This window comes from Rathayibacter sp. AY1D5 (assembly GCF_002932515.1).
Taxonomy (GTDB): Bacteria; Actinomycetota; Actinomycetes; order Actinomycetales; family Microbacteriaceae; genus Rathayibacter.
This window is the reverse complement of the sequence record NZ_PSVU01000026.1, coordinates 1-24,121: the sequence shown is the minus strand read 5'-3', so window position 1 is coordinate 24,121 and position 24,121 is coordinate 1. Positions and strand designations below refer to the sequence as shown.

The following is a 24,121-nucleotide window of genomic DNA, read 5'->3' as shown; positions in this document are numbered from 1 at the left end:
CGTGCTCCCCGCATCCACCTCTCCCACGGAAGTAGACGAACAATGCGGTTCCGACGCACGACGGCCCTCCTGGTCGCCGCGAGCCTGACAGCGGGAGGGGCTGCGCTCGGCGCGGCACCCGCACAGGCCGCGGTGCCCAGCCCGGTCCTCTCCTACGACTTCTCCTCGTCCGCCGCCGTCGGCTCCGCCGTGGGCGCGGGCACGACCCTGACCGACTCCGCTGCCGGCCGCTCCGCCACCGTGCGCGGGACCGGAGCGACGACCGTCGCCGGCCCGCGCGGCGGCACCGACCGCGCACTCCGCCTCCCCGGTGGCGCTGCAGGCAGCTCCGCCGCCTACGCCGAGATCGCGCCGGGACTGACCACGGCGGCCACCACCGACGTGACCATGTCGGCCTGGCTGCGCTGGGAGGGGAACCAGAGCTGCAGCTGGGCGTACGCGCTCGGGCAGTCGACCGAGCGGTACCTCTTCACCACGCCCCAGTGCGGAGGCAACCTGATCGGTGCCGTGAAGAACGGCTCGGAGCAGCGCGCGGCCGACTCCGGTCCCGCCGCCACCGGCCGCTGGAGCCACGTCGCCGTGGTCCTGCGCAGCGGCGTCAGCGTCTCGACCTACGTCGACGGCCGGCTCGCCCAGACCACCCCGACCTCCGCGACCGGAGCGGCGACGGTCGGCACCTCCGCCTTCTCCGGCCTCCTCGGCAAGTCGTTCTACGGCCCCGACCCTCTCTTCGCCGGGGCGATGGACGACGTGCACGTCTACTCCTCCGCACTGACCCAGGACCAGGTGCGCGAGGACGCGGCTCCGGCCGCCGCCGCGATCGCCGCATCGGACGCCGCCGCGGCGACCGTCTCTGTGACCGGACCCGTCACCAGCGACCTCTCCCTGCCGACCCGCGGCGCGGGCGGCTCCGTCCTCACCTGGGCGAGCAGCGACCCCGCTGTGATCGGCACCGACGGCTCCGTGCGCCGCCCGGCACCCGGCTCGGCGAACGCCACCGTGACCCTGACCCCGACCGCGACCTTCGCCGGATCCGCCGCCACCGGCACCGCGCGCAGCGTCACCGTCGCCGCGGACACCGAGGCCGACGCCACGGCGCGCCTGCGCACCGCCCTCGTCGTCCCGCCGACCGTCGCCTCCGGAACCGCTCTTCCCACGCTCGCCGGCTACACCGTGTCGTGGAGCGCGGACGGCGCCGGCCTGTCCGGCGGACGCCTCGTGAACGACACGGCGACCGACCGGGCGCTCGCGCTCACCGCCTCCGTCAAGGTCGGCACCACCACGCTGACGAAGACCTTCCGCACCACCGTCCTCAGCGCCTCCACGGCGAAGACCGTGGTGTCGTACACCCGGACGCCGACCGGCGAGGACAAGGCGAACCAGGACACGATCGCCCGCGGCCTCCACCTGGCACTCGGCTCGTCCGTCGCCGACGCGGCACCGCTCTCGGGCAACTCGGGAGTCCTCTTCGCCGACGGGGTCTTCCTCGGGACCGACAAGGCCGACAACCGCGGCCTCGCGAACCCCTCGCTGTTCACCTTCGCCGACGGGACCGTCGGCGTGATCGCCACCCGCGTCCTGCAGTCGGGCGCGTCCGACGGCACCGGGGCCTCGAGCGCTCTGGTCTTCAAGGCCACGGACGCCACCGCGTCCGACTTCACCGAGCTCGGCCTCATCGACCTCGGCACCACCGGGGGCGTCGTCGCGCCGAAGGCCGTCTACGACACAGACCAGAACCGCTACCTCGTCTCCTGGACGGACTCCTCCGGGGCGGCGAAGTACACGACCGTCACGGACCTCGCCCGCACCGAGCTCCGCGCGCAGGCGTTCTGGCCGAAGGACGGCGGCCGTCGCAGCGTCGTCGTGACCGACGGGAACCGCGGTGCGGTCCTCGGAGGAAGCCCCGCCACCGTCGCCGCTCCCGACCTCTCCGGAGTCCCGGGCCGCGTCGCCGACGCTCTGCCGGGCGGCGCGCTGACGGTCTCCGGCTCCGTCGCCGACTCGCTCGTGAAGAGGTTCGGCCGCACGGTCAACACCGGATCCTCGGTCGCACCGCAGACGATCGATCAGGGCGATACCTCCGCCCTGTCCGGAGTGAAGGCGCAGCTCTCCTACAACGACGGCTCGACCGGCAGCCTCGGCATCGACTGGAACCAGCAGCAGCTCGCCGACCTCGCCGCGAAGGGCCCGGGAACGTACGACCTCTCCGGGACCGTCCGCCAGCGGCAGTACAACGAGCCGTTCGCCTACAACCGCGCGGATCCGACGATCTACCGCTACGAGCGCAACGGGAAGACGCAGTACCTCTTCACCGCCACGGACGACACGAACAACAACAACGTCGCCTCGCAGCACCTGCCGATCCGGGTCGCCGACAGCATCGACCAGCTCAGCGACGACAACGGCGGACGGGCCCGTGAGGTGGACCTCCTCAACCGCACCACGCGGATGGACCGCACCGCCGAGGGCAAGGTGATCGCGGGCTGCTACTGGGCCCCCGAGATCCACGAGATCGGCGGCAAGCTCTCCATCCTGTTCGCCCCGTGCTTCAACCCGGACAACGACCAGTCGAACCAGAACGGTCAGTGGTTCACGGTGCAGGCGCACATCATGCAGCTGCGCGACGGCGGAGACCCCGCGAACCCCTCCGACTGGAGCGCGCCGCGCGCCGTCGTGAAGAGCGATGGGAGCGCCCTCGGACGCCCCGGCACGGGACGCAACATCAGCCTCGACATGACCTACTTCGAGTCCGGTGGAACTGCGTACTACGCCTGGTCCCAGCGCTACGTCGACAACGGAGTGAGCGACCCGGCGACCTGGATCGCCAAGGTCGATCCCGCGAACCCCACCCGCGTCATCGGCGAGCCGACCCCGATCATCGTGCCCTCGCTGACGTTCGAGGACCACCTGTCCGAGGGAGCATTCGCGATCCAGCGCGACGGGAGGATCACGCTCGTCTACTCCAGCAGCGGCGTCAGCCCGAAGTACATCGTGGGCGGCGCCTGGGCGAAGGAGGGCAGTGACCTGACCGACATCGCGAGCTGGACCAAGTACGACGCCCCGCTCCTGCAGAGCGTTCCCCTGCCCGACGGCGTCCTCGACTACCGCACCTACGAGCAGGGTCCCGGCCACGGAGCCGTCACCCAGGACGAGGACGGCAACGACGTGTACGTCTACCACACCTGGGGCAACGGAGTCGGGGGTGACGGCCGCGACACCCGTCTCGCCCGCATCCACTACGCCGCCGACGGCCGGCCGGTCTTCGACCTGACGCCGACGGAGGAGGTCGCACCCGCGAACCGGACTGTGACCGCCAAGGTCACCGTCACGTCGCCCCTGACCGTGACCGCCACGGCGTCGACCCGCTGCGTCAGCGGGAAGGTCGTCCTGACCACTGTGGTCAAGAACGACAGCCGCTCGATCATGGACATCACGACCGTCACCGCCTTCGGCTCGAAGACCGTGACCGGAGTCGCTCCGGGATCGTCCGCGTCGAGCGCCGTCACCACCCGAGCGGTCTCGATCCCCGCGGGGTCGGTGGCCGCGACAGGAAAGGCCGTCGTCGACGGGAAGACGGTCAGCACGCAGACGAGCGTCGACTACCCGGCGCGCAGCTGCCGCTGAGACGGTGAGGGAGCGGGCGCCACGATCGCCCGCTCCCTCGTCGTCCCGCCCCCGACCGGCACTGCGCCGCCCTGCAGTGCCGCCACCTCAGAAGGACGACCGACGAGATGCACCACAGCAGGAGGGCCGGGACGGTCCCGACGATCGGGCCCGTGCTGACGAAGGTCGCGCAGTCGCACACCCTCACCGAGGAGAAGGACGACGGAGCGGCCGGCAGCGCAGCTGCGGTCGGAGGACACGACCTTCTGCTGATCAACGGCAACGCCCTCCCTCTCTCCTGAGCCCCCCCTGCGCCGTTGGGACGGGTCCTCGACCCTGATCGCCCGACGATTCCGCCGCGGCGGCATCACCACCGGCTGCGGACCGGGGCGGCGATCGGGCCGTATCCTGCTGTCCGGACCGATCGCTGATGTGCGAACCTCTCCTGAGCGGACTCCCGGATGCGGGCCGACCGTGACCGGTCCGGCCCGTTCCTCTCGTTGCAGCAGGAGACCGCCGTTCCCCAGGAGACACCCGTGATGCGCCTCGATCGATTCCTCGTGTCCCTGGCACGCTCTGCGCGGTGCACGAACCGCTGCGGAGCCTGCGGGCTCGACTGCAGCACCGACGTCTTCATCCTGATCGCGCTCGCGACCGGCGAGAACCGCGGCGAGTCCCGCCTCCGAGAGGTTCTCGACCACCGCTCCGGTGACCGTGTCGATGTCGTCGAGGTGCGCAAGCGCCTCCTGCGGCTCTCCCGCCGGGGTCTGGTGCTCCTCGAGAGAGGCAGGAGGACCCCGCTGCAGCGCATCGAGCGCTTCTCGATCACGCGCGACGGCCGGGCCTTCCTGGCGTCCCACGCCAGAGCACTGGACCTCCTCGCCGAGGAGATCCACGTCGCGCTGCTGTCCCGCTGACGAGCCGAGTGCCTGTGCGGGCGCACGCGGGACGTCTCCTGGTCGGCCGTCGTCGGATCGGTCGTGTCGGTGACGCTCCACGTGGCGCGACTTCGACATGGACGTCGCCTCCGACTGCGTCCTGGGCGCTCCGGGGCAGCACGAGGCGTCGCCGACCATCCTGGGCGCCGCGTTCGCGACCGTGCTGCCGTGGCGCGACGCGATGGCGGCGCTCCTCGAGGAGGCCGTCCCTGCTGCATCCTCAGCAGTGCGAGGCCGGCCTGGGGCTCGCCTCGACCCAGGAGCCGGGTCCGGGGACAGGCCTGTCCTGATCCTCGACTGCAGAAGGAAGAGTCTCGGTCCCGGTCGAGCTCCTCCGACCGGGATCCGCCTCACGCCGGAACGCGCCCTTCGTGCATCACCCCGTGCTGGAGAGCTGGACGATCTCGGAGATCACCGCGGCTCGAGTGTCGTCCGGTATCCGATCGCCTCCGAGGGAGTGGTGCGACCACAGGCCGTCAGCCGCAAGGCAGGCGATGAACTGGCGGAGAGTGATCGGATCGGTCGCGGTCTCCTCTGCGGAGGGCGTCCACCTTCGGCGCACCTCCGCTACCGGCGCTCGGAGAGCGGTGTCGCTGCCCGTGGCCTGGAGGAGTCCGATCTGCATATGCGTCGACGGCGTCAGGGCGACGGTGACGTAGGCACTCACGCGCTCCGTCAAGGTGGCCTCGTCCGCGGTCTTCCCCGCGACGTCGATCAGCTGGGCTTCCCAGCCGGCCGCGACGTGCTCCTGGAGAGCATGGGCGAGATCGGCTCGATCGCGGAAGTGGTACATCATTCCACCGCGTGTCAGCCCAGCCTCTTCGGCAGTCGCTTCGAGCGTGACGCGAACAGAACCTTCCCTCGCCGCGACACGGACCGCTGCGTCGAGGATCCGAGTCCGGTTGTTGGGTCGCGTCGCGCGAGGAGACGTCCGAGGAGAAGCCAGGACCCCCTCACCGCTGGGCGGGTTCGGTTCCATGTCGTGATCGATTCCGCCGCTCCCTCGGTCCGAGTGAGCGGCTAGGGACGGCGGGTGCTGAGGCGCCCGGAGGGTGTCGACGCGTCACCGCACGAGCGGGTGCGACAGCGTCGGCCGCCAGTCTGCCATCCTCTCCTGCCGACGTCGGAAGGTGAGGCTCGACCCCCTCGGTGTCGAGCCGTCCTGACGACGGACTGCAGCCGGAGGGACGGCTGTCAAGGTCGACGAATCAGAAAGCAACTGTACATTCATGATTGTACAGTTGTGGTACGGTAACGGCCTGCCCAGCTTCGGAGCTGCGGGCGGTCAGATGCACTGCCGGTGCGGGATCCGAGGCTGAAAACCTCCAGCGACTTCATTCCTCAGAAGCCTGGAGGTTTCTTCATGTCCAGAATCGCGGACAAGCCGAACGCCCGCTGGTGGGCGCTCGCCGTTCTCGCCATGACCCAGCTCGTCGTCGTCCTCGACACGATGATCGTCACCATCGCCCTGCCTCAGGCCCAAGTGGATCTCGGGATGAGTGACAGCCTGCGCCAGTGGGTCGTCACCGCCTACGCCCTCGCCTTCGGAGCACTTCTCCTTCTGGGCGGTCGGATCGCCGATTACTGGGGCCGCAAGCGCACCTTCATGGTCGGAATGATCGGCTTCGGAGCGGCCTCGCTCTGGGCCGGACTGGCTCAGAGCGGTATGGAGCTCGTCATCGCCCGCGGTGTCCAGGGCGCCTTCGCGGCACTGCTCGCCCCCGCCGCACTCGCCATGCTCACCGTGACGTTCGCCCACGGCAAGGAGCGCAATCTCGCCTTCGCCGTCTTCGGCACGGTCGCCGGATCCGGAGCCGCAATCGGCCTGATCCTGGGCGGCGTGCTCACCGAATTCACCGACTGGCGCTGGTGCCTCTTCGTCAACCTCATCTTCGTCGCCTTCGGCCTCGTCGGCGGGGCTCTCGTGCTTCGCGAGAGCAAGGCAGAAGGAGACAACCGCTACGACGTCTGGGGAACCGTCGCCGTGACCCTGGGACTGGGCGCGATCGTCTACGGGTTCACCCGAGCCGAGCACGGATGGGGCGCGATCGACACCGTCGCCTTCCTCGCACTCGGCATCGTCCTGCTGACCGTCTTCGTGCTCATCGAACGCACGGTCGACCAGCCGTTGCTGCCCCTGCGCGTCATCCTGCGTCGTGTGCGAGGCGGCGCGATCCTGATCCAGGCCGCCAATGGCGCCGTGATGATCGGGGCCATCCTCTATCTCGCGTTCTACTTCCAGATCGTGCTCGGAATGGGACCGCTGATGGCAGGACTCGCGAACCTCGCCATGACCGTCGCGATCATGGCGTTCTCGCCCGTCACCACGAAGATCCTCAACACGTTCGGCCCCCGACCCCTGATGATCGTCGGGCCGCTCGTCTCGGCAGCAGGGCTCTTCCTGCTCCTCGGCATCACCCCGGACGGAAACTACTTCCTCCAGGTCCTGCCCGCCCTGGTCGTGCTCGGAATCGGACTCTCCATGCTCTTCGTGCCCGTCCAGAACCTCGCCCTTCTCGGGGTCGAGAACGAGGACGCCGGAGTGGCCTCCGCCGTCGTCAACTCCGTCTTCCACATCGGCGGGTCCATCGGTCTCGCGGTGTTCACCGTGTTCTACGCGAGCACCGCGGACTCCGCCATCGCGTCCGGAACGGCCGAGCTCACCGCATTCACCGACGGCTACAAGGCCGTGTTCCTGGCCGCAGCAGTGACCATGGTCGCCGCCTCTCTCACCGGATTCCTCCTCATCCGAGGGAAGAAGGAAGACCTGAACCCCGCCTGGGACGAGGCGGAGGCCGCCCTCGTCCACTGAGACGATGCCGAAGGGGCGGGCCGGTTCGTGCAGCAGCGGCAGACCGGCTCGCCTCTTCCCGTCCGACTCACGACACCCCGTACGTCGCCGACCGACGACCTCCCCTCGATGGGGAGTCGTTCGTGGATCGCAACGGTCCGGTCGTCCGACGCGGCTGCGTCATCCGGTGGGTCTTCTCCCGCGATGCCGGCTGCACCGCCGAGATCATCGAGGGTCGCGACCCGGTCGCCCGGCACATCACCGCAGACCGGAACGACGACGCCCGGCCGCCCTCAGGTGAGAGGCGGCCGGGCGTCGTCGGTCGGAGGACCCGGTCAGGTCAGCCGCAGCGGAGCGCCGGGTAGGCGGCGCTCACGGGAGCGGAGGCGCTGCCGACGGTGGCGACCCCCTGGACGGTGCCGGCGGTGACCGAGGCGGCCCGCGTGGTCACGGCCAGCGAGGCGGTCCGGCCCGCGTCGATCTGCTGGGTCTTCGCGCCCCACAGGGTGTTCCAGCGGAGGTCGGCGGTCGACGCTGCCTTGTTGACGGTGGTCAGCGTGACCACCACCTTGCCCGCGACGCAGCGAGCCGCTGCAGTGGCGGTGACGGGCACAGCCGGCGCCTTCACGGTGATCGTCGCCGTGACGGTGCGGTTGGCCGAGGCCACCTCCTGCTCCTTCGAGAGCGAGAGGTCGAGCCGGCCGCTCGCGCGGATGTTCACGCCCTTGAACCAGGTGTTGCGGTCCGAGTCGAACAGGCCGCCCGCGTTCTGCGGGTCGGTCGCCGTGTGCGGGTCCGGGTAGGGGCGGGCGTGGTAGGCGAGGAGCAGGTTGCCCGACTCGTCCTCGACGAACGAGTTGTGCCCGGTGCCGGCCTGCTGGCGCGAGAAGTACTGCGTCTCGTCCGCGCCGAGGCGGCCCAGGTAGGTGTCCTCGGTGTCCAGCACGGGGAACGCGGTCTGCGTCCACGTCGCGGGATTGAGGAGGTCGGCACTCGCGTCGGCCGTGAGCATGCCGAGCGAGTAGTACTTGTCGACCGTTCCGCCCGAGTAGGTGAGGTACATGCGTCCTCCCTTGGACACGATGAACGGCGCCTCGACGACGCCCTGGTCGTTGCCCTCGGTGGTGTCGGACGGGGTCGGCGAGCGCTTGCCCGACTCCCACGGCTGGCTCTCGCCGTAGATGCGGGTGACCGCACCGGTGACCAGCGGGACGGTGCCCTTGGGCCCCATCGTCGCCTTGGCGAGGGAGAGCGTGTTGCCGTTGGGCAGGACCCAGTAGCCCTGGGTGGCGCCGTTCTCCTGGCGGTCGATGTAGCTGACGTCGAAGGCCGCGCCCTCGAGGACGACCGGCTCGCCCCACTTCGTCTGGTCGAGGAATCCGCCCTCGGCGATCGAGGCGTCGGTCCCGGTGTAGGGGATCAGGACGGTGTTGTCGCACCAGCCGCCCACAGGCGCGTAGCCCTTGTTCATGCCGGCGACGATCCACCAGGTGCCGTTGATCTTGTGGAACTCCTGCGCCCAGATGTATCCGCCCCAGCCGTAGAAGGTGTTCGGGTACTGGCTCTGGCGACCGGGCGTGCCGGCGTCGGGGTCGATCACGATCTGCTCGGGAGCGGAGTCGAGACCGGCGATGGTCTTCGAGCGCTTGAGGCCGATCTTGCGGTAGCTGGAGCTCTCCTCGATCGGGCCGAGCGAGTCCTGACCGTAGTGCGAGCCCGTGAGGTAGTAGTAGCCGTCGTCCTCGTTGAAGAAGACGTGCGGATCCGCGCGGGCCTCGTTGACCATCGCCTCGGGGTCCTGCTGGACGGAGCCGGTGACCCGGTAGGTCCCGGGACGCGAGGTGTCGACGGCGGTGGTCAGATCGTCCTGCCAGTCGACGTTGAGCGACTTGGTCGAGCCGTCGTTGTACTCCATCACGGCCTGCCCCGGGAGCGCTGCGGCGATCGCAGCGGATCCGGCGCCGGAGTCGACGGAGCCGCTGAGCGACTTCACACCGGTGTTCTTCAGGTCGACGTATTCGCGGTAGAACGTGCTGAACTCGGTCGAGGTCAGCGCCGTCTCGCCGGCCTGGCCCTGGGTGAACCCGGCGGGGAGACCCGAGCCCTGGACACCGGGGACGCGGGCGTCGGCGCGGGTGGTCGCTCCGGGAGCGGTGCCGGAGGCGAGGTCCGTGAACAGCGTCACGCGGCCCTCGGTGGTGAGCAGATCGGTCCAGAACAGCTTGTAGACGCCGAGGGCGGAGTCGAAGACGATCCGCGGGTCGGTCACGACCGAGCCCGGCGCGACCCGGAGGACGCGCTGGTCGCGGAACGTGCGGCCGTCGGCGGAGCTCCAGAGGTAGACGGAGTCCGTGGCGTTGTTCTGCGACGAGACCGCGCCGAGCGAGCCGTCCTTCGAGCGGAACAGCAGCGGCGAGCCCATCTGGGCGTTCGGGCGCTGCGCCTGATCGCCGTCCTTGAGGACGGAGAGGATCGACTGCGAGCGGTTCAGCGGCTCCCAGGTGGTCGCGCCGGCGGGCAGTGCGGCCGTGAAGAGCGAGTCCGCGCGGCGGTCGTCGTTGTACGCCAGCGGGTCGTCCTTCACGCCGTTCGTCGTGGTGACGGTCTTGACGGAGGTGGCGATGCGCCCGCCGGGCACGGCGAGGGTGCTGTCCCACGCGTAGGTCTGCCCGGCGACGGCTGCCTGGAGGCGGACGGCGACGGGAGCGGTGAGGCCCGAGAGGTTCACGGCGCCGGTGGAGGAGACGCGCGCGGCGCCGGCGCCGGAGGCGGTCCACGTCACGGTGTTCCCGAGGACCTGCGCGGGCAGGTCGCCGAGCACGGTCGTGGGGACGTCGAGGGCGGCGCGCAGGTCGGTTGCCACGGTGCTGCTCGTCGCGCCCAGCTCGGCCCCGGTCAGGGCGCGGTCGTAGACGCGCAGATTGTCGAGGAGTCCGGCGAAGTACTCCCCGCCGCCCCAGTTGGCCTTGCCGATCTGCAGGACTCCGCCGGTCGATCCGAGGACCGTCGCGAGCGAGGGGCCGGCCGTCGTGACGGCGACGGGCTTCGCGTCGACGTAGAGGCGGGCGGTGCCGGCGCTCAGCACGAGATCGACGTGCTTCCACTCCGTGCTGCTCGGGCCGGTGAGGTTGCCCGAGGAGTCGCGGGCGCCGCTGTTGGCGTACCGCTCGACGGTGATGCCGTTCGTCCTGTCGAGGACGCCGACGTACTTCTCCTGGGCGTAGTCCTGGGTCGCGGCCGAGCGAGCGGCGAAGACCGACCAGCCGACGTTGTCCGCGGCGGCGGGCTTGGAGTCGTACGACAGAGTGACGGAGTCGCGACCCTTCAGCAGCGGCTGCCCGTCGGTCGCAGTGAGGTCGAGCCAGAACGAGGACGACAGCGAGACGGCGCTGCCCTGCCCGGTGCGGCCGGCGACGAGGGTCGGCGTGCCCTTCACGGCGGCGCGGGTCGACCTGTCGGTGAAGGCGCCTCCGCTCGGGGCGGTGTCGAAGGTGAAGTCCGCGAGCAGGCTCTGCGCGGGAGTGGTCGCCGCTGTCGCGGCGACGGCGACCGGCACGGCGGCGCCGGCGGCGAGGGCGATCGTCGCGGATGCGGCGAGGGTGGCGGCGAGCAGGCGCGAGGGCCTGCCTCCGCCCGGGGGTCGTGACGTCATCGTCGACGTGTCCTCTCGGGTTCTGCAGCGAACCGGTGGGCGGACGGGGGATCCCGCCAGCGGTATGGTCTTCGCACGGTACCGGCGATTGTTCACGGTAACAAGGGAGCACGACCATCGGTTGCGAAACTCCCACACCCGTCGGACATCCGGGCGAGCAGAACGCCGAAGCGGGAGGGCCGGCAGCCCCCGCCCCCGCCCCGCCCGGTCAGTGCCCGCGCGCGATCCACTCCTCGCGGTGCGGCGCCTCCGCTCCGATCGTCGTCGAGTCGCCGTGGCCGGTCCGGACCACCGTCGCGGCGGGCAGCGTCAGCAGGCGCTCCGTGATCGAGTCGATGATCGTCGGGAAGTCGCTGTACGAGCGGCCGGTGGCCCCCGGCCCGCCCTGGAAGAGCGTGTCGCCGGTGAACACCGTGCCGAGCGCCTCGGCGACGAAGCAGACGGCGCCGGGGGTGTGGCCCGGGGTGTGCCGCACCTCGAGCTCGACGCCGGCGACGGGCACGATCCGCCCGTCGACCAGGGCGCCGCTCGGGGCCGTGCCGGGGTGCACGGCGTCCCACAGCATCCGGTCGGCCTCGTGGAGCAGCACCGGGGCGCCGGTCGCAGCGCGGACTCCCTCGACCGCGTCGAGGTGGTCGTCGTGCCCGTGGGTCAGCAGCACGGCGAGGAGCCGGCGCTCGCCGACGGCCGCGAGGATCGCGTCCGCGTCATGGGCCGCGTCGATGACGACGCACTCGGAGTCGTCGCCGACGATCCAGACGTTGTTGTCGACGTCCCAGGTGCCGCCGTCGAGGCTGAAGGTGCCGCTCGTGACGAGCTGCTCGATCCGCGCGCCCATCAGAGCACCACCACCGAGCGGAGCACGTCGCCGCCGGCCATCGTGGCGAAGGCCTCCTCGATGTCCTCGATCCCGATCCGCTCGCTCACGAACTCGTCCAGGGGCAGGCGGCCCTGGAGGTAGAGGCCGGTCAGCATCGGGAAGTCCCTCTCCGGCAGGCAGTCGCCGTACCAGCTCGACTTCAGCGAGCCGCCGCGGCCGAAGACGTCGAGCAGGGGGATCTCGAGCGTCATCTCGGGAGTCGGCACCCCGACCAGCACCACGGTCCCGGCGAGATCGCGGGCGTAGAACGCCTGGCGCCAGGTCTCGGGGCGGCCCACGGCGTCGATGACGACGTCCGCTCCGAAGCCGTTCGTCAGGGCCTGCACGGCGGCGACGACGCCCGCCTCGTCGAGGCCGCTGGAGTCGATGACGTGCGTGGCGCCGAGCTTCTCGGCCGCGACCAGCTTCTTGGGGTCCCGGTCGATCGCGATGACCGTGCCGGCGCCCGCGAGAGCGGCGCCGACCACGGCGGCCGTGCCGACTCCTCCGCAGCCGATGACCGCGACGGAGTCGCCGCGCGTCACGTTCCCGGTGTTCATCGCCGCACCGAGGCCGGCCATGATCCCGCAGCCGAGCAGGCCCACCGCGGCGGGGTCCGCCTCCGGATCGACCTTCGTGCACTGCTTCGCGTGCACGAGGGTCTTCTCGGCGAAGGCGCCGATCCCGAGGGCGGGGCTGAGCTCGGTGCCGTCCTCCAGGGTCATCCGCTGCGTCGCGTTGAAGGTGTCGAAGCAGTACCAGGGCTCGGCCCGGGTGCAGGCCCGGCACTCGCCGCAGACCGCGCGCCAGTTGAGGACCACGAAGTCGCCGACCGCGACATGGGTGACTCCCTCTCCGACCGCGCTGACCCGTCCGGCCGCCTCGTGACCGAGGAGGAAGGGGAAGTCGTCGCTGATCTCGCCCTCGCGGTAGTGGAAGTCGGTGTGGCAGACACCGCAGGTCTCGATGTCGACCACGGCCTCGCCCGGGCCCGGGTCGGGGACGACGATGTCGACGAGCTCCACGGGAGCGCCCTTCGACCGGGCGATGACGCCGCGCACAGTGGTGGGCATGGGGGCTCCTTCGACGGGGGCGTGCAGGTCCGCTCCACAGTAACGACCGCGGGATGCGGGTGCGCCGGGTGGACGCGGGCGCTCCCGCCCTCTCCGGTGCCGGGCCGCCCGCCTCGCGGACCGCGACCCTGACAGTCGGTAGGGTGCGGGCCATGCGCACTCTGTACCCCGAGATCGAGCCCCACGACTCCGGCATGCTCGACGTCGGCGACGGCCACTCGCTCTACTGGGAGGTCTCGGGCAACCCCGAGGGCAAGCCCGTCGTGTTCCTGCACGGCGGCCCCGGAGCCGGCACCTCGCCCGCCCACCGCCGGCTGTTCGACCCCGAGAAGTACCGCATCGTGCTGTTCGACCAGCGCATGTGCGGCCGCTCGACCCCGCACGCCGGCGAGCCGGAGGCCGACCTCTCGACCAACACCACCTGGTACCTGGTCGCCGACATCGAGCGCCTCCGCGAGCACCTCGGCGTCGAGCGCTGGCTCGTGCTCGGCGGCTCCTGGGGCTCGACCCTCGCCCTCGCCTACGCCGAGACCCACCCCGAGCGGGTCAGCGAGATCGTCCTCCGCGGGATCTTCACCCTCCGCCGCGCCGAGCTCGAGTGGTTCTACGAGGGCGGCGCCGCCGCGGTCTACCCGGACCTCTGGGAGGGCTACACCTCCGTCGTCCCGGCCGGCGAGCGGGGCAGCCTCATCGAGGCGTACTACCGCCTGCTCCACGACGCGGACCCCGCCGTGCACGGCCCCGCCGGTGTCGCCTGGACCACCTGGGAGGCGTCGACCATCACCCTCCTGCAGAAGCCGGAGCTGATCGCGGACTGGTCCGATCCCGTCTTCGCGCTCGCCTTCGCCCGCATCGAGAACCACTTCTTCGTGCACAGGGGCTGGCTGGAGGAGGGGCAGCTGATCCGCGACGCCGGCGTCCTCCGCGACATCCCGGCCGTCATCGTGCAGGGCCGCTACGACATGTGCACCCCGGCCTTCACCGCCTGGGACCTGCACCGGGCCTGGCCCGAGGCCGACTTCCGGATGATCGCCGACGCGGGCCACGCCTTCGACGAGCCGGGGATCCTCGACGCGCTGATCGAGGCGACGGACCGCTTCGCGTCCTGACGCGCGGGGCGGTCCGCGCCTCGCGGCCGGGATGCCCGGGCGCCCGTGCCTGAGCGTCCCGCGCCCGGTGCCGTCGTGCCCCGGGAGCGGGTCTACCCTGATCAGATGCGCGCGGACGACGCCTCCGGTATGGAGGACTGGCCCACCGGCCGGCTGCTCTCCACCGCCTCCCGGATGGTCGAGCACGCCTGGCACGGCGCTCTCGCCGAGATCGGCCTCACCCACGCCGGCCTGATCGTGCTGCACCTCCTGCAGGCGGGTCCCGTCGCGCAGAAGGAGCTGGCCGCCGCGGCCCACGTCGAGGTGCAGACCATGTCGCGCACCATCGAGCGCCTCGAGCGCGAGGGCCACGTCTCGCGCACCACGGATCCGTCGGACCGCCGCCGGCAGCTCGTCGCGCTCACCGACGCGGGCGGCGAGGCCTGGCGCCGGGCGCACCGCCTCGAGGTCGACATGTTCCCGGGCTCGCTCGAGCACGGCCCCCTGCGCGAGGCGCTGCTCGAGATCATCCGCTCGGCCAGCGAGTCGCGCTGGGGCTGACCGCAAGCCCGAGCGGAGCCCGTCCGCGGAGCGCTAGCTTCGTCGGCATGACCTTCAACGACGACTCCCAGCTCAGCGGCGGCAAGGTCCGCCGTCGCGGCCGCACCACCGGCATCGCCGTCGGCGGGGGCGCGGTGGGCGTAGTCGTGCTCGCGCTGCTCTCGCAGCTGCTCGGCGTGAACCTCTCGGGCCTCGGCGAGGTGTTCGGCGGAGGCGGGTCCTCGCCGGAGGGCGTCACCTCCACCGCGGTGGCCTGCGACAGCGGCGCCGACGCGAACACGCAGGTCGACTGCCGCCTCGAGGGTGCGGCCGAGTCGCTCGACCGCTACTGGGGCGAGCAGACGCCCACCCTCGGAGTCGCCTACACGACCCCGACCGGCGTCGACCTGTTCGAGGACAGCACCACCACCGGCTGCGGGAGCGCGACCGCCGCGGTCGGCCCGTTCTACTGCCCGCCGGACCGGACGATCTACCTCGACACCGACTTCTTCGACGAGCTGCGCACCCGGTTCGACACCTCGGGCGGATCGCTCGCGCAGATGTACATCCTCGCCCACGAGTGGGGCCACCACATCCAGAACCTGACCGGCGCGATGGAGTCGGCGGACCGCTCCGGCACCGGCCCCGAGTCGGACTCGGTGCGCCTCGAGCTGCAGGCCGACTGCTTCGCCGGAGCCTGGGTGGGCGACGCCTCGACGGTGCCCGACGAGACCGGCACGCCCTACCTCAAGCCGGTGACGGCGCAGGAGTACCAGGACGCGCTCGGCGCCGCGGCCGCCGTCGGCGACGACCGCATCCAGGAGCAGGCCACCGGCACCGTCGATCCGGAGGGATGGACGCACGGCTCGGCCGAGCAGCGGCAGCGCTGGTTCCAGGCCGGCTTCGAGGGCGACGCCACCAGCTGCGACACCTTCGCGGCCGCGCAGCTCTGACCGGGCGCCGCTGAGGGCTCCTCGCCGCTACCTGGGGACCCGCGCGGGTCAGGACACGGAGTCGGCCGGCTCCTCCATGTACCACTCGGTGAACGAGCGCGCCCGCCCGTCGGGGGCGAAGCGGATGACCCAGAGGTTCAGGTAGGTGCGGTCGCCCGGGTAGACGGTGCGCGCCTCCACCACGGCGGTCTCCTCCGTCAGCGCGACCAGGCCCCACGCGAACGTCGGGTCGGCGGGCTCCTCCTCCGCCCGCCACCACTCGACGATCGCGTCGCGCGGAGTGATCGCGTCGCGGTGCGGCGCCGTGAAGTACTCGGCGTCCTCGGTGAACAGTGCGGCCACGTCTGCCGCGTCGTCCGTGGCCCAGGCCTTCTCGTAGCCGGCGATCCAGCTCTCGATGTCGATCATCCGCCCATCCTCGTCCTGCCCGACGCGCGCGGGAAGGAGGAGGAGGGAACAAAGCGGCGGCCCGCGCTGTTGAGACCCGAGCCGGTCGAAAGCAGAGCCGAGCGATACGATCCCGCCGACGACGGCCCGCCCGCCGCCGCGGTCCGGGTGCGCGTCCGCCGCCGACACGAAGGACCGCCGTGCCCGACTCCGACAGACGCTCCCTGACCCGCTCGCCGGACCCGCGCCTCATCACCGCCGTCCTCGCCTTCGCGGGCATGAGCGCCTCCTTCATGCAGACGCTGGTCGTCCCGATCCAGTCCGAGCTGCCGACGCTGCTCGGCGCCGACCGCACCGAGACCGCGTGGGTGATCACCGCGACGCTGCTGAGCGCCTGCATCCTCACCCCGGTCTCGGGCCGCCTCGGCGACCTCTACGGCAAGCGGCGGATGGCCGTGGCCGCGCTGGTCGTGCTCGTGATCGGCTCGATCGTCTGCGCCTTCGCGGGCGACGTGTGGACGCTGGTCGTGGGCCGGGCCCTCCAGGGCGCGGTGATGGGCGTCATCCCGCTCGGCATCTCGATCCTCCGCGACACCCTCCACCGCGACCGGCTCCCCGGCGCGATCGCCCTGGTCAGCGCGACCCTCGGCATCGGCGGCGCGCTCGGCCTGCCGCTCAGCGCCCTCATCGCGCAGAACACCGACTGGCACGTCCTGTTCTGGATGTCCGCAGGCCTCGGCGTCCTCGACATCGTCCTCGTCCTCCTGGTCGTGCCGGTGTCGACGCTGCGCTCGGCCGGCACCTTCGACGTGGTCGGCACGATCGGCCTCGCCCTCGGACTGAGCGGCGTGCTGATCGCCGTCTCGCGCGGCAACGACTCCGGCTGGACGAGCCCCGCGATCCTCGGCTCCGGCCTCGGCGGCATCGCCGTCCTGCTCCTCTGGGGCTGGTACGAGCTGCGGCAGGAGAGCCCGCTCGTCGACCTCCGGGTGGCCGCCCGCCCCGCCGTCCTCTTCACCAACCTCGCCTCGGTGGCGGTCGGCTTCGCGTTCTTCGGCGCCCAGATCACGCTGCCGCAGCGCCTCGAGCTGCCGACCGCGTCCGGCGTCGGCTTCGGCCTGAGCCTGATCGTGGCGAGCCTCGTGCTCGCGCCCTCGGGCCTGGCGATGATGGCGACGTCCCCGCTCGCCGCCCGCCTCTCGGCGCAGTCCGGGCCGCGGCTCGTGCTGATCGCCGGCTCCGGGCTGATCGCGGTCTCGTACCTGCTGATCCTCCCGTTCGGCGGCGAGGTGTGGCAGATCCTGGTGATCAACGCCCTCATCGGCGTCGGGCTGGGCCTCGCCTACGCCGCGATGCCGACGCTCATCATGCACGCCGTCCCCGCCTCGGAGACCGCCGCCGCGAACGGGCTGAACTCGCTGATGCGCACCCTCGGCACGACGCTCTCCTCCGCCGTGACCGCGGGCGTGCTCGCGCAGCTGACCGTGTCCGTCGGCGACGTGCAGCTGCCGAGCTCGCAGGGCTTCGAGACCACGTTCGTGATCGGCGCGATCGGAGCGCTGGTCGCCGTCGCCCTCGGCCTGCTCATCCCGCGGGCGCCCCGCCCGGAGGCGCGACCCGCTCTGCCCTGACCGGACCGCGCGTCGTCGGCCGCGACTGCTCCTCGCCGAGGACCTGATCGCGGCCGGCGTCGCGCGTCCGCTACTCGTCCTCGAGCAGCATCCGCTCGATCTGCAGCTCGCGCAGCCTCGTCGAGGTCTGCAGGTTCTCGCGCGCGGCGAGCACCAGGCGGCACAGCAGCACCAGCAGGACGATCGCGAGCACCGCGACCGCCGTCACGACGACTCCGTACAGCGCGGTCAGGACTCCCCAGGTCTGGATCATCCCTCGACGCTACGGAGCCGCGCCCGCCCTCGCGTCCCCAGCTCGGCGGAGAGCGCGGGGCGGGGCGGGCAGCCGGTGCAGGGGCAGTGGACGCGCAGAGCCCGGCCCGCGAGGGCTCAGCCCGCGAACGCCCCACGGTACGCCCGCGCCGGGTGCGTCGCCGGCAGCTCGTCCGTCCCGAACAGCTTGCGGCGCAGCGTCCCCTCGGCGTACTCGGTCTGCGCGAGGCCCCGCTCCTGGAGCACCGGCATCACCCGGTCGACGAACTCCTCGTAGCTGCCGGGCAGGATCCAGTTGACGACGTTGATCCCGTCGATCCCCGCGTCGCGCCAGCCCGCCAGGTGGTCGGCGATCTGCTCGGGAGTGCCGACGACCCGTCCGCGCAGCTTCGCCGAGAGCCGGGCCAGGTCGCGGACGGTCGGCTCGCGGTCGGGGGAGGCGTCGCGGATCCACTGCAGGTGGCTCTGGCCGGCGTAGGTCTCGATCGCCGAGAGCGGCAGGTCGGGGTCGAGCTTCTCGCCCGTCGCCGGGTCGAAGCCGAGGTTCGAGTGCACGAGGAAGGCGTCGGAGGAGAGGTACTCGTCGATCTCGCGCTCAGCGCGGCGCGCCTCCTCCTCCGTGTCGCCGGTGATGAAGGAGAGCCCCAGGTAGAAGGAGGGCGCACCCGCTCCGCGACCGGCCGCCGCGGCGAGGGCCCGCGTGTCCTCGATCAGCTCGCGGGTCTTCTCCGGCGACCCCGAGAACACGAACTGCGCCTCCGCGTTCCGCGCGGCGAAGCGCCGACCCGCGGGGGAGGAGCCGGCCTGGAAGAGCACGGGCGTGCGCTGGGGCGACGGAGCCGAGAGGTGCGGCCCCTGCACGCGGTAGCGCTTCCCGACGTGGTCTATGCGGTGGATGCGCGCCGGGTCGGCGAAGGAGCCGCTCTTGTCGCGCAGGAGCGCACCGTCGTCCCACGAGCCCTCCCACAGCTTGTAGACCACGTCGAGGTACTCCTGCGCCCAGGCGTAGCGCTCGTCGTGCTCCTCGAGCCGGTCGTAGCCGAAGTTGCGGGCCGCGCCGTCGAGGGCGCTGGTGACGATGTTCCAGGCGATCCGCCCCTTCGAGAGGTGGTCGAGGGTCGAGACCTTCCGGGCGAAGTCGAACGGATGCGACTGCAGCACCGAGCTCGTGAACGCGAAGCCGAGGTGCTCGGTGCTCACTGCCAGGGCCGAGAGCAGCACGGACGGGTCGTTGCTGGGCAGCTGCAGCCCCTCGCGGGCGTTGACGTCCCAGTCGCCGTCCGCCGGACCGTAGAGCCCCGCCACGTCGGCGAAGAACATCGCGTCGAAGCGGCCGCGCTCCAGCGTCCGGGCGAGGTCGATCCAGAGCTGCACGTCGTCGAACTCGTGCTGCCGGGCGTCGGGGTGGCGCCAGAGGCCGTGCTGGATGTGGGAGGCGGTGTTCATGACGAACGCGCAGAAGCGCAGCGGGCGGGGCTCGGTGATCACGCTCCCAGGCTAGGCCGGGCGCCTCCCACCGGTCTCGAACGACTCCGCGCGTAGGGTGTCCGACTGTGGAATCCCGCATCCCCGAACCCGCGCACGCCGTCCCTCCGCTGACGGATGCCGTCGCCGAAGCGCTCGACGCCACCACCGTCGCCGAGATCCGCGCCCTGCGCGACGACTTCGCGCGCTTCATGCTCCAGTACAAGTTCGGGATGGACGAGATCGTCACGAAGGTGTCGATCCTGCAGGAGGAGTTCCGCGAGCTGCAGGAGTACAACCCGATCGAGCACGTCACGAGCCGGCTCAAGTCGGCCGACAGCCTGATCGAGAAGATCGAGCGCAAGGGCTGCGAGACGACCTTCGAGGGCATCGCCGACGCGATCACCGACATCGCCGGCGTGCGGATCACCTGCAGCTTCGTCTCGGACGTCTACCGCGTCTTCGACCTGCTCACCTCGCAGTCCGACGTGACGGTGCTCGAGGTGAAGGACTACATCGCCGAGCCGAAGGAGAACGGCTACAAGAGCCTGCACGCGATCGTCGAGGTGCCCGTGTTCCTCTCCGGCGGATCGGTCGACGTCTGCGTCGAGGTGCAGTTCCGGACCATCGCGATGGACTTCTGGGCGAGCCTGGAGCACAAGATCTACTACAAGTACGACCGCCAGGTCCCGCAGGAGCTCCTCGACGGCCTCGCCGACGCGGCCCGCACCGCCGCCACCCTCGACGCCGACATGGAGCGCCTCCACCGCCAGGTCCGCGGCCCGCTGCCCGGGGCGCGCACCTACGACGTCTGACGCGCCGCCCCACGCCCCCGATCGGGCCGCCCCGACTCCTGCCGATCGAGCACCCCGCGCAGCGGGCCTCTCGAGATCCCCCTACGGAGTCAGCAGCGGCAGCAGCGCCAGCAGCAGCACCGCGGAGCCGTTCAGCGTCGCGTGCGAGACGATCGCCGCTCCGAGCCGCCCGGTGATCGTCGCGATCCAGCCGTGCGCGAGTCCCGCGGTGACCGTCGTCACGCCGAGCGTCACGATCGTCGCCGGGTTCACCATCTGGTGCCCGTGCAGCAGGGCGAAGACCGCCGTGGACGCCAGGATGCTGAACACCATCGCCCAGACGCGGCGGCCGCGGGTGGGCGGCGCCGACTCCGCCGAGCCCCGGAGCATCCGGTTCCGCACCGCGCGCATCACGACGCCGCGGCAGAGGACCTCCTCGACCAGCGGCGCGACGACGACGGGGATGAGGACCGAGCTCAGCACGAACCACAGCGGATCGGGGTCGATGTCGAGGTTCCCCTGCGCGTCCTGGAGGAGCGGAGCGAACGCGGCGAGCACGAACAGGATCACGACGCGCACTGCGATGCCGAGCCCGATCCCGATGGGCACGTCGATCCAGCGGAACCGCAGCCCGAAGTCGGCCGCCATCGTGCCCAGCCCGCGCAGCCGAGACGCCGCGAACGGGACGATCAGCGCGACGAGGTAGCTCGCGAGCGCCCCCGCGAAGGCGAGTCCGGCGGAGTAGGGGAGCACGCCGAACCCGAACAGCAGGATGAGCACGGCCAGCGGCAGGACGATCCCGACGATCGTGAGCACGGCGGTCGGCAGGCCCCAGCGGACCCGAGGATCGGGCAGGTAGAGGAGGGAGGAGTAGGGCGCGTGGACCGAGGGGAGGGGCTCGGCCGGCCACGACGTCGTCGCAGCGGAGTCGGGCGCGAGCGTCGCGGGATCGGGCGGCGGGAAGGCGTCGGGTTGCATGGCCGGGCCAGCCTACGCAGACCGCCTGGACGGGATCCGGGCTGCCGTCACTGCTCGGCGCGGTCCGGATCGGCAGGACGGACGCACGTAGTGGATCGCGGCGGCGGGGACCTCCGGGTACGAAGAAACCCCCGCCATGTAGAAGCTAGGCGAGGGTTCCAGTGGCTCCGACGGGCGTCGATCCCGTGACCTCACGATTTTCAGTCGTGCGCTCTACCAACTGAGCTACAGAGCCGTTGCGACGTGATGTCGCTGGAGAGGTGATCTCCTGAAAAAGGCCCTTCCTCTCGGAAGGGCCTCTTTGCGACCCTGACGGGACTTGAACCCGCGACCTCCGCCGTGACAGGGCGGCACGCTAACCAACTGCGCTACAGGGCCTCGTTGCGAAGACAAGCATACTGCCTTCGAGGCTGTTCTATTTTCACGCCCCGACCCTCGCGAGCCGATGCACTTTCCGGTGGTGCTGGTACTTCTGGTGGTGCTGGTAGTACCGACCCATCCGTGACCCCAACGGGATTCGAACCCGTGCTGCCGCCGTGAAAGGGCGGTGTCCTAGGCCACTAAACGATGGGGCCGGAGACTCGCGGGGCGACCCTGCGGCCGACCCCCCATGACTACCGACACGCAAGCATAGGGGGCCGCGGCGCAGGATGCAAAATCGACGGTTCCGCAGGCGGCGTGCACCTCGTCCGGGGTTGACCCGGGTCTAGGAGATCGGGCAGGGCCGCGGTTAGGGTGGGGCGGAATCGCTCTTCCCCCCACCCGCGCGCCGGAGCCGCACCGCCGCGGAGGGAGGGCCCCCTATCCCCGAGGTCCCATGCCCCACTCCCTGCGCCGTCCGCGTCCCGCCCGCCTCCCCGGCGCGCCGCGACTCGGGCGACTCCGAGGTGCTGCCCTGGCCTCCGCCGTCGTCGCGCTCGTCGCAGGCCTGCTCGTCGCCACTCCCGCCCAGGCGGTCGAGTACCCGTCGTGGGCCGACGTCGAGGCGGCGAAGGGCGACACCGCCGCCGCGGCCGCTCAGGTCGACCGGATCACGTCCCTGATCGGCGACCTCCAGAGCGAGGTCGCCTCCGCTCAGCAGCTCGCGCAGCAGCGCGGCGACGAGCACTTCGCCGCTCAGCAGGCGTTCGACGAGGCCTCGGACCAGTCGAAGAAGCTCGAGGACCGGGCCGCCGCCAGCGCCGAGGAGGCCGACAAGGCCTCGCAGCAGGCGGGCCTGCTCGCCGCGCAGCTCTACCGCAGCACCGGCACCGACCTGTCCGTCAACATCTTCCTCGACCAGAAGGCCGGCCAGGCCGACCAGCTGCTGTCGAAGATCGGGAGCATGACCAAGCTGGTCGAGCGCTCCTCCGCGATCTACGAGCAGGCCAGCACCGCCCGCAACACCGCGTCCTCCCTCGCCGACCAGGCCGAGGTCGCGCAGGCGGAGCGCGAGCGCCTCCGCGTCGCAGCCGAGCAGAAGCTGGCCGAGGCGACCGCCGCCCAGGAGGCGTCCGAGGCCGCGCTCGCCGAGCAGCAGGAGCAGAGCGTCGTGCTCGAGCAGCAGCTCGCCGCGCTCCGCGACACCGAGTCGAAGACCGTGGCCGAGTACGAGGCGGGCGTCGCCGCCCGCGAGGCCGAGCGCCTCCGGAAGCTCGCCGAGGAGGAGGCCGCCCGCCAGGCCGCCGCCCAGGCCGAGGCCGCGCGCCGCGAGGCCGCCCGGGCCGCGTCCAGCGGCGGCAGCGGCGGCGGTGGCGGCGGGTACGTCGCCCCCTCGGGCGGCGGCGGCTCCAGCGCCGTCAGCGACTCCGGCTGGGTCCGCCCCGCCGGGGGCCGCATCACCGGCACCTTCGGCCCGCGCGACAGCATCTCGACCGGCGGAGGATCCTCCGGCTCGTACCACCGCGGCACCGACCTCGCGGGCGGCTGCGGCATCCCGATCTTCGCGGCGCACAGCGGCACCGTCTCCTACGCGGGCCCCAACGGCACCTACGGCAACTGGGTTCTGATCGACCACGGCAGCGGCATCAGCACCGGCTACGCCCACATCATGTCCGGCGGGATCTACGTCCGCGTCGGCCAGCAGGTCCAGGCGGGCGAGCAGATCGCCGCCGTCGGCTCGACCGGCGCCTCCACCGGCTGCCACCTGCACTTCGAGACCCGCGTCAACGGCTCCGCCGTCGACGCCCAACCTTTCATGGCCCAACGAGGAGTCACCCTTGGCTGACGCACAGACGACCGCACGCACCTTCACCCCGGCACCCCGGGAGCGCGCCTGGAAGGGCCGCCTCCCGCTCGTCATCTCCGCCGCCTTCGCGGTCACGGCGGTCACCGCGTCCCTCGGCATCACCCCGGCCCTCGCCGACGACGCGAAGTACCCCTCGTGGGACGACGTGCAGAACGCCAAGAAGGACGAGGCGAGCAAGCAGGCCGAGATCGACTCGATCACCGGCCTCATCGCGAGCCTGCAGACCGCGGTCGACGAGAAGTCGATCACCGCGATGAAGAAGGCCGAGGCCTGGCGCCAGGCCAAGGAGGCGCTCGACGCCGCTGCGAAGGCCGTCGACGACCTCGACGAGAAGGCGACCACCGCCTCCGCCAAGGCCCAGACCTCGAAGATGCGCGCCGGCCTGCTGGCCGCGCACCTCTCTCGCGCCGCCGGTGGCGACCTCTCCGCCAGCCTCGTGGCCAAGGGCAAGGACGCGGGCGACCTGCTCTACCAGCTCGGCGCGATGTCGCAGCTCTCGGAGCAGTCGCAGAAGGTCTACGCCGACGCCCTCGCCGACAAGCAGAACGCGGAGTCGCTCGGCGACCAGGCCGACCTCGCCGTCACCGAGCACCAGGCGCTCTCGGACGAGGCGGACGCAGCCCGCAAGGACGCCGACGCCGCCGCCGAGTCGGCCCGCGCGTCGCTCTCGGCGCAGGAGGAGAAGTCGCAGGAGCTGGTCGCCCAGCTCGCGCTGCTGAAGGACTCCTCGGTCGAGGCCGAGACCCAGTACCTCGCGGGCGAGCAGAAGCGCCAGGCCGACGAGGCCGCCGCTCAGGCTCAGGCCGAGGCGGAGGCCGCCGCTCAGGCGCAGTCCACCGCCCGCTCCGCCCAGCAGCAGTCCTCGGCGCAGGCCGACACCGCCGCCCCGCC

At 71.5% G+C, this 24,121-nt stretch carries 19 protein-coding genes and 3 tRNA genes; 11 read left to right on the top strand and 11 right to left on the bottom strand.

Going from position 1 to position 24,121, the window contains the following annotated elements:
• Positions 1-42 precede the first annotated feature (42 nt).
• From C5C82_RS09555 to C5C82_RS09550, 3 genes are all read left to right on the top strand, one after another.
• Complete coding sequence (locus C5C82_RS09555; RefSeq protein ID WP_104354968.1) at positions 43-3,624, top strand: LamG-like jellyroll fold domain-containing protein; 3,582 nt, start codon at positions 43-45, stop codon at positions 3,622-3,624.
• Between the two features lie 107 nt (positions 3,625-3,731).
• A complete protein-coding gene (locus tag C5C82_RS17540; protein WP_181068307.1) occupies positions 3,732-3,905 on the top strand; it encodes a hypothetical protein in 174 nt (57 codons plus the stop codon).
• A 234-nt stretch (positions 3,906-4,139) separates the two neighbouring features.
• The gene (locus C5C82_RS09550) at positions 4,140-4,520 is read left to right on the top strand and encodes a hypothetical protein (RefSeq protein ID WP_146076480.1); all 381 of its coding nucleotides are present in this window, start codon (positions 4,140-4,142) and stop codon (positions 4,518-4,520) included.
• Positions 4,521-4,917: 397 nt separating this feature from the next.
• Here the strand turns inward: C5C82_RS09550 and C5C82_RS09545 are convergent, their stop codons facing one another.
• Entirely contained in the window at positions 4,918-5,520 is a 603-nt protein-coding gene (locus C5C82_RS09545) for a TetR/AcrR family transcriptional regulator (RefSeq protein ID WP_104325867.1), read from the bottom strand.
• Positions 5,521-5,904: 384 nt separating this feature from the next.
• On the opposite strand from C5C82_RS09545, the gene C5C82_RS09540 reads away from it, so the two are divergent.
• Positions 5,905-7,353, top strand: a complete 1,449-nt coding sequence (locus tag C5C82_RS09540) for an MFS transporter (protein WP_104234319.1) — start codon at positions 5,905-5,907, stop codon at positions 7,351-7,353.
• A gap of 319 nt (positions 7,354-7,672) precedes the next feature.
• Here the strand turns inward: C5C82_RS09540 and C5C82_RS09535 are convergent, their stop codons facing one another.
• From C5C82_RS09535 to C5C82_RS09525, 3 genes are all read right to left on the bottom strand, one after another.
• Positions 7,673-10,984 carry a family 43 glycosylhydrolase gene (locus C5C82_RS09535; RefSeq protein WP_104354967.1) on the bottom strand — a complete coding sequence of 1,104 codons (3,312 nt, stop codon included), beginning with the start codon at positions 10,982-10,984 and terminating at the stop codon, positions 7,673-7,675.
• 208 nt (positions 10,985-11,192) lie between these two features.
• Positions 11,193-11,822: an MBL fold metallo-hydrolase gene (locus C5C82_RS09530; RefSeq protein WP_104224396.1), complete on the bottom strand. Its 630-nt coding sequence runs from the start codon at positions 11,820-11,822 to the stop codon at positions 11,193-11,195.
• On the bottom strand, positions 11,822-12,916 hold the full coding sequence (locus C5C82_RS09525; protein ID WP_104354966.1) for an S-(hydroxymethyl)mycothiol dehydrogenase: 1,095 nt from the start codon (positions 12,914-12,916) through the stop codon (positions 11,822-11,824). Before C5C82_RS09525 ends, C5C82_RS09530 begins: the two co-directional genes overlap by 1 nt.
• Before the next feature lie 152 nt (positions 12,917-13,068).
• Here C5C82_RS09525 and pip point away from each other — a divergent pair, with 152 nt between their 5' ends.
• The 3 genes from pip to C5C82_RS09510 all read left to right on the top strand — a co-directional run bounded on the left by pip (position 13,069) and on the right by C5C82_RS09510 (position 15,497).
• A complete protein-coding gene (pip, locus tag C5C82_RS09520; protein WP_104226020.1) occupies positions 13,069-14,025 on the top strand; it encodes a prolyl aminopeptidase in 957 nt (318 codons plus the stop codon).
• A gap of 105 nt (positions 14,026-14,130) precedes the next feature.
• Complete coding sequence (locus C5C82_RS09515; RefSeq protein WP_104224399.1) at positions 14,131-14,565, top strand: MarR family winged helix-turn-helix transcriptional regulator; 435 nt, start codon at positions 14,131-14,133, stop codon at positions 14,563-14,565.
• Positions 14,566-14,612: 47 nt separating this feature from the next.
• A complete protein-coding gene (locus C5C82_RS09510; protein WP_104224400.1) occupies positions 14,613-15,497 on the top strand; it encodes a neutral zinc metallopeptidase in 885 nt (294 codons plus the stop codon).
• Between the two features lie 48 nt (positions 15,498-15,545).
• Here the strand turns inward: C5C82_RS09510 and C5C82_RS09505 are convergent, their stop codons facing one another.
• Positions 15,546-15,905: a nuclear transport factor 2 family protein gene (locus C5C82_RS09505; protein WP_104234314.1), complete on the bottom strand. Its 360-nt coding sequence runs from the start codon at positions 15,903-15,905 to the stop codon at positions 15,546-15,548.
• Positions 15,906-16,084: 179 nt separating this feature from the next.
• On the opposite strand from C5C82_RS09505, the gene C5C82_RS09500 reads away from it, so the two are divergent.
• Positions 16,085-17,515: an MFS transporter gene (locus C5C82_RS09500; protein WP_258059764.1), complete on the top strand. Its 1,431-nt coding sequence runs from the start codon at positions 16,085-16,087 to the stop codon at positions 17,513-17,515.
• Between the two features lie 70 nt (positions 17,516-17,585).
• Here the strand turns inward: C5C82_RS09500 and C5C82_RS09495 are convergent, their stop codons facing one another.
• Both C5C82_RS09495 and C5C82_RS09490 read right to left on the bottom strand, forming a co-directional pair.
• The gene (locus C5C82_RS09495) at positions 17,586-17,768 is read right to left on the bottom strand and encodes a hypothetical protein (protein ID WP_104234313.1); all 183 of its coding nucleotides are present in this window, start codon (positions 17,766-17,768) and stop codon (positions 17,586-17,588) included.
• A gap of 116 nt (positions 17,769-17,884) precedes the next feature.
• Positions 17,885-19,213 (bottom strand): NtaA/DmoA family FMN-dependent monooxygenase, encoded by a 1,329-nt coding sequence (locus C5C82_RS09490; RefSeq protein ID WP_374953130.1) that lies wholly within the window; start codon positions 19,211-19,213, stop codon positions 17,885-17,887.
• Between the two features lie 230 nt (positions 19,214-19,443).
• Between C5C82_RS09490 and C5C82_RS09485 the strand changes: the two genes are divergently transcribed.
• Positions 19,444-20,046, top strand: coding sequence for a GTP pyrophosphokinase family protein (locus C5C82_RS09485; RefSeq protein ID WP_104234325.1), 603 nt, complete (start codon positions 19,444-19,446; stop codon positions 20,044-20,046).
• Between the two features lie 81 nt (positions 20,047-20,127).
• On the opposite strand, the gene C5C82_RS09480 is transcribed toward C5C82_RS09485, so the two are convergent.
• The 4 genes from C5C82_RS09480 to C5C82_RS09465 all read right to left on the bottom strand — a co-directional run bounded on the left by C5C82_RS09480 (position 20,128) and on the right by C5C82_RS09465 (position 21,578).
• On the bottom strand, positions 20,128-21,003 hold the full coding sequence (locus C5C82_RS09480) for a CPBP family intramembrane glutamic endopeptidase (RefSeq protein ID WP_104224403.1): 876 nt from the start codon (positions 21,001-21,003) through the stop codon (positions 20,128-20,130).
• A 162-nt stretch (positions 21,004-21,165) separates the two neighbouring features.
• Positions 21,166-21,238, bottom strand: a tRNA-Phe gene (locus tag C5C82_RS09475).
• A gap of 69 nt (positions 21,239-21,307) precedes the next feature.
• Positions 21,308-21,381: transfer RNA gene (locus C5C82_RS09470), tRNA-Asp, on the bottom strand.
• Positions 21,382-21,505: 124 nt separating this feature from the next.
• A tRNA-Glu gene (locus C5C82_RS09465) sits at positions 21,506-21,578 on the bottom strand.
• Positions 21,579-21,820: 242 nt separating this feature from the next.
• On the opposite strand from C5C82_RS09465, the gene C5C82_RS18190 reads away from it, so the two are divergent.
• Together C5C82_RS18190 and C5C82_RS09455 are read left to right on the top strand one after the other, a co-directional pair.
• On the top strand, positions 21,821-23,209 hold the full coding sequence (locus C5C82_RS18190) for a peptidoglycan DD-metalloendopeptidase family protein (RefSeq protein WP_104354965.1): 1,389 nt from the start codon (positions 21,821-21,823) through the stop codon (positions 23,207-23,209).
• Positions 23,202-24,121 (top strand): NlpC/P60 family protein (locus C5C82_RS09455; protein ID WP_104354964.1); only part of this gene is annotated, 920 nt, incomplete at its 3' end. The genes C5C82_RS18190 and C5C82_RS09455, both read left to right, overlap by 8 nt.

Coding starts and splice junctions, on each gene's coding strand:
- C5C82_RS09495 (WP_104234313.1), bottom strand. CDS start 17,768: ATGATCCAGACCTGGGGAGTCCTGACCGCGCTGTACGGAGTCGTCGTG.
- C5C82_RS09555 (WP_104354968.1), top strand. CDS start 43: ATGCGGTTCCGACGCACGACGGCCCTCCTGGTCGCCGCGAGCCTGACA.
- C5C82_RS09480 (WP_104224403.1), bottom strand. CDS start 21,003: ATGCAACCCGACGCCTTCCCGCCGCCCGATCCCGCGACGCTCGCGCCC.
- C5C82_RS09540 (WP_104234319.1), top strand. CDS start 5,905: ATGTCCAGAATCGCGGACAAGCCGAACGCCCGCTGGTGGGCGCTCGCC.
- C5C82_RS17540 (WP_181068307.1), top strand. CDS start 3,732: ATGCACCACAGCAGGAGGGCCGGGACGGTCCCGACGATCGGGCCCGTG.
- C5C82_RS09545 (WP_104325867.1), bottom strand. CDS start 5,520: ATGGAACCGAACCCGCCCAGCGGTGAGGGGGTCCTGGCTTCTCCTCGG.
- C5C82_RS09515 (WP_104224399.1), top strand. CDS start 14,131: ATGCGCGCGGACGACGCCTCCGGTATGGAGGACTGGCCCACCGGCCGG.
- pip (WP_104226020.1), top strand. CDS start 13,069: ATGCGCACTCTGTACCCCGAGATCGAGCCCCACGACTCCGGCATGCTC.
- C5C82_RS09530 (WP_104224396.1), bottom strand. CDS start 11,822: ATGGGCGCGCGGATCGAGCAGCTCGTCACGAGCGGCACCTTCAGCCTC.
- C5C82_RS09510 (WP_104224400.1), top strand. CDS start 14,613: ATGACCTTCAACGACGACTCCCAGCTCAGCGGCGGCAAGGTCCGCCGT.
- C5C82_RS09490 (WP_374953130.1), bottom strand. CDS start 19,213: ATGAACACCGCCTCCCACATCCAGCACGGCCTCTGGCGCCACCCCGAC.
- C5C82_RS09535 (WP_104354967.1), bottom strand. CDS start 10,984: ATGACGTCACGACCCCCGGGCGGAGGCAGGCCCTCGCGCCTGCTCGCC.
- C5C82_RS09525 (WP_104354966.1), bottom strand. CDS start 12,916: ATGCCCACCACTGTGCGCGGCGTCATCGCCCGGTCGAAGGGCGCTCCC.
- C5C82_RS09505 (WP_104234314.1), bottom strand. CDS start 15,905: ATGATCGACATCGAGAGCTGGATCGCCGGCTACGAGAAGGCCTGGGCC.
- C5C82_RS09485 (WP_104234325.1), top strand. CDS start 19,444: ATGCTCCAGTACAAGTTCGGGATGGACGAGATCGTCACGAAGGTGTCG.
- C5C82_RS18190 (WP_104354965.1), top strand. CDS start 21,821: ATGCCCCACTCCCTGCGCCGTCCGCGTCCCGCCCGCCTCCCCGGCGCG.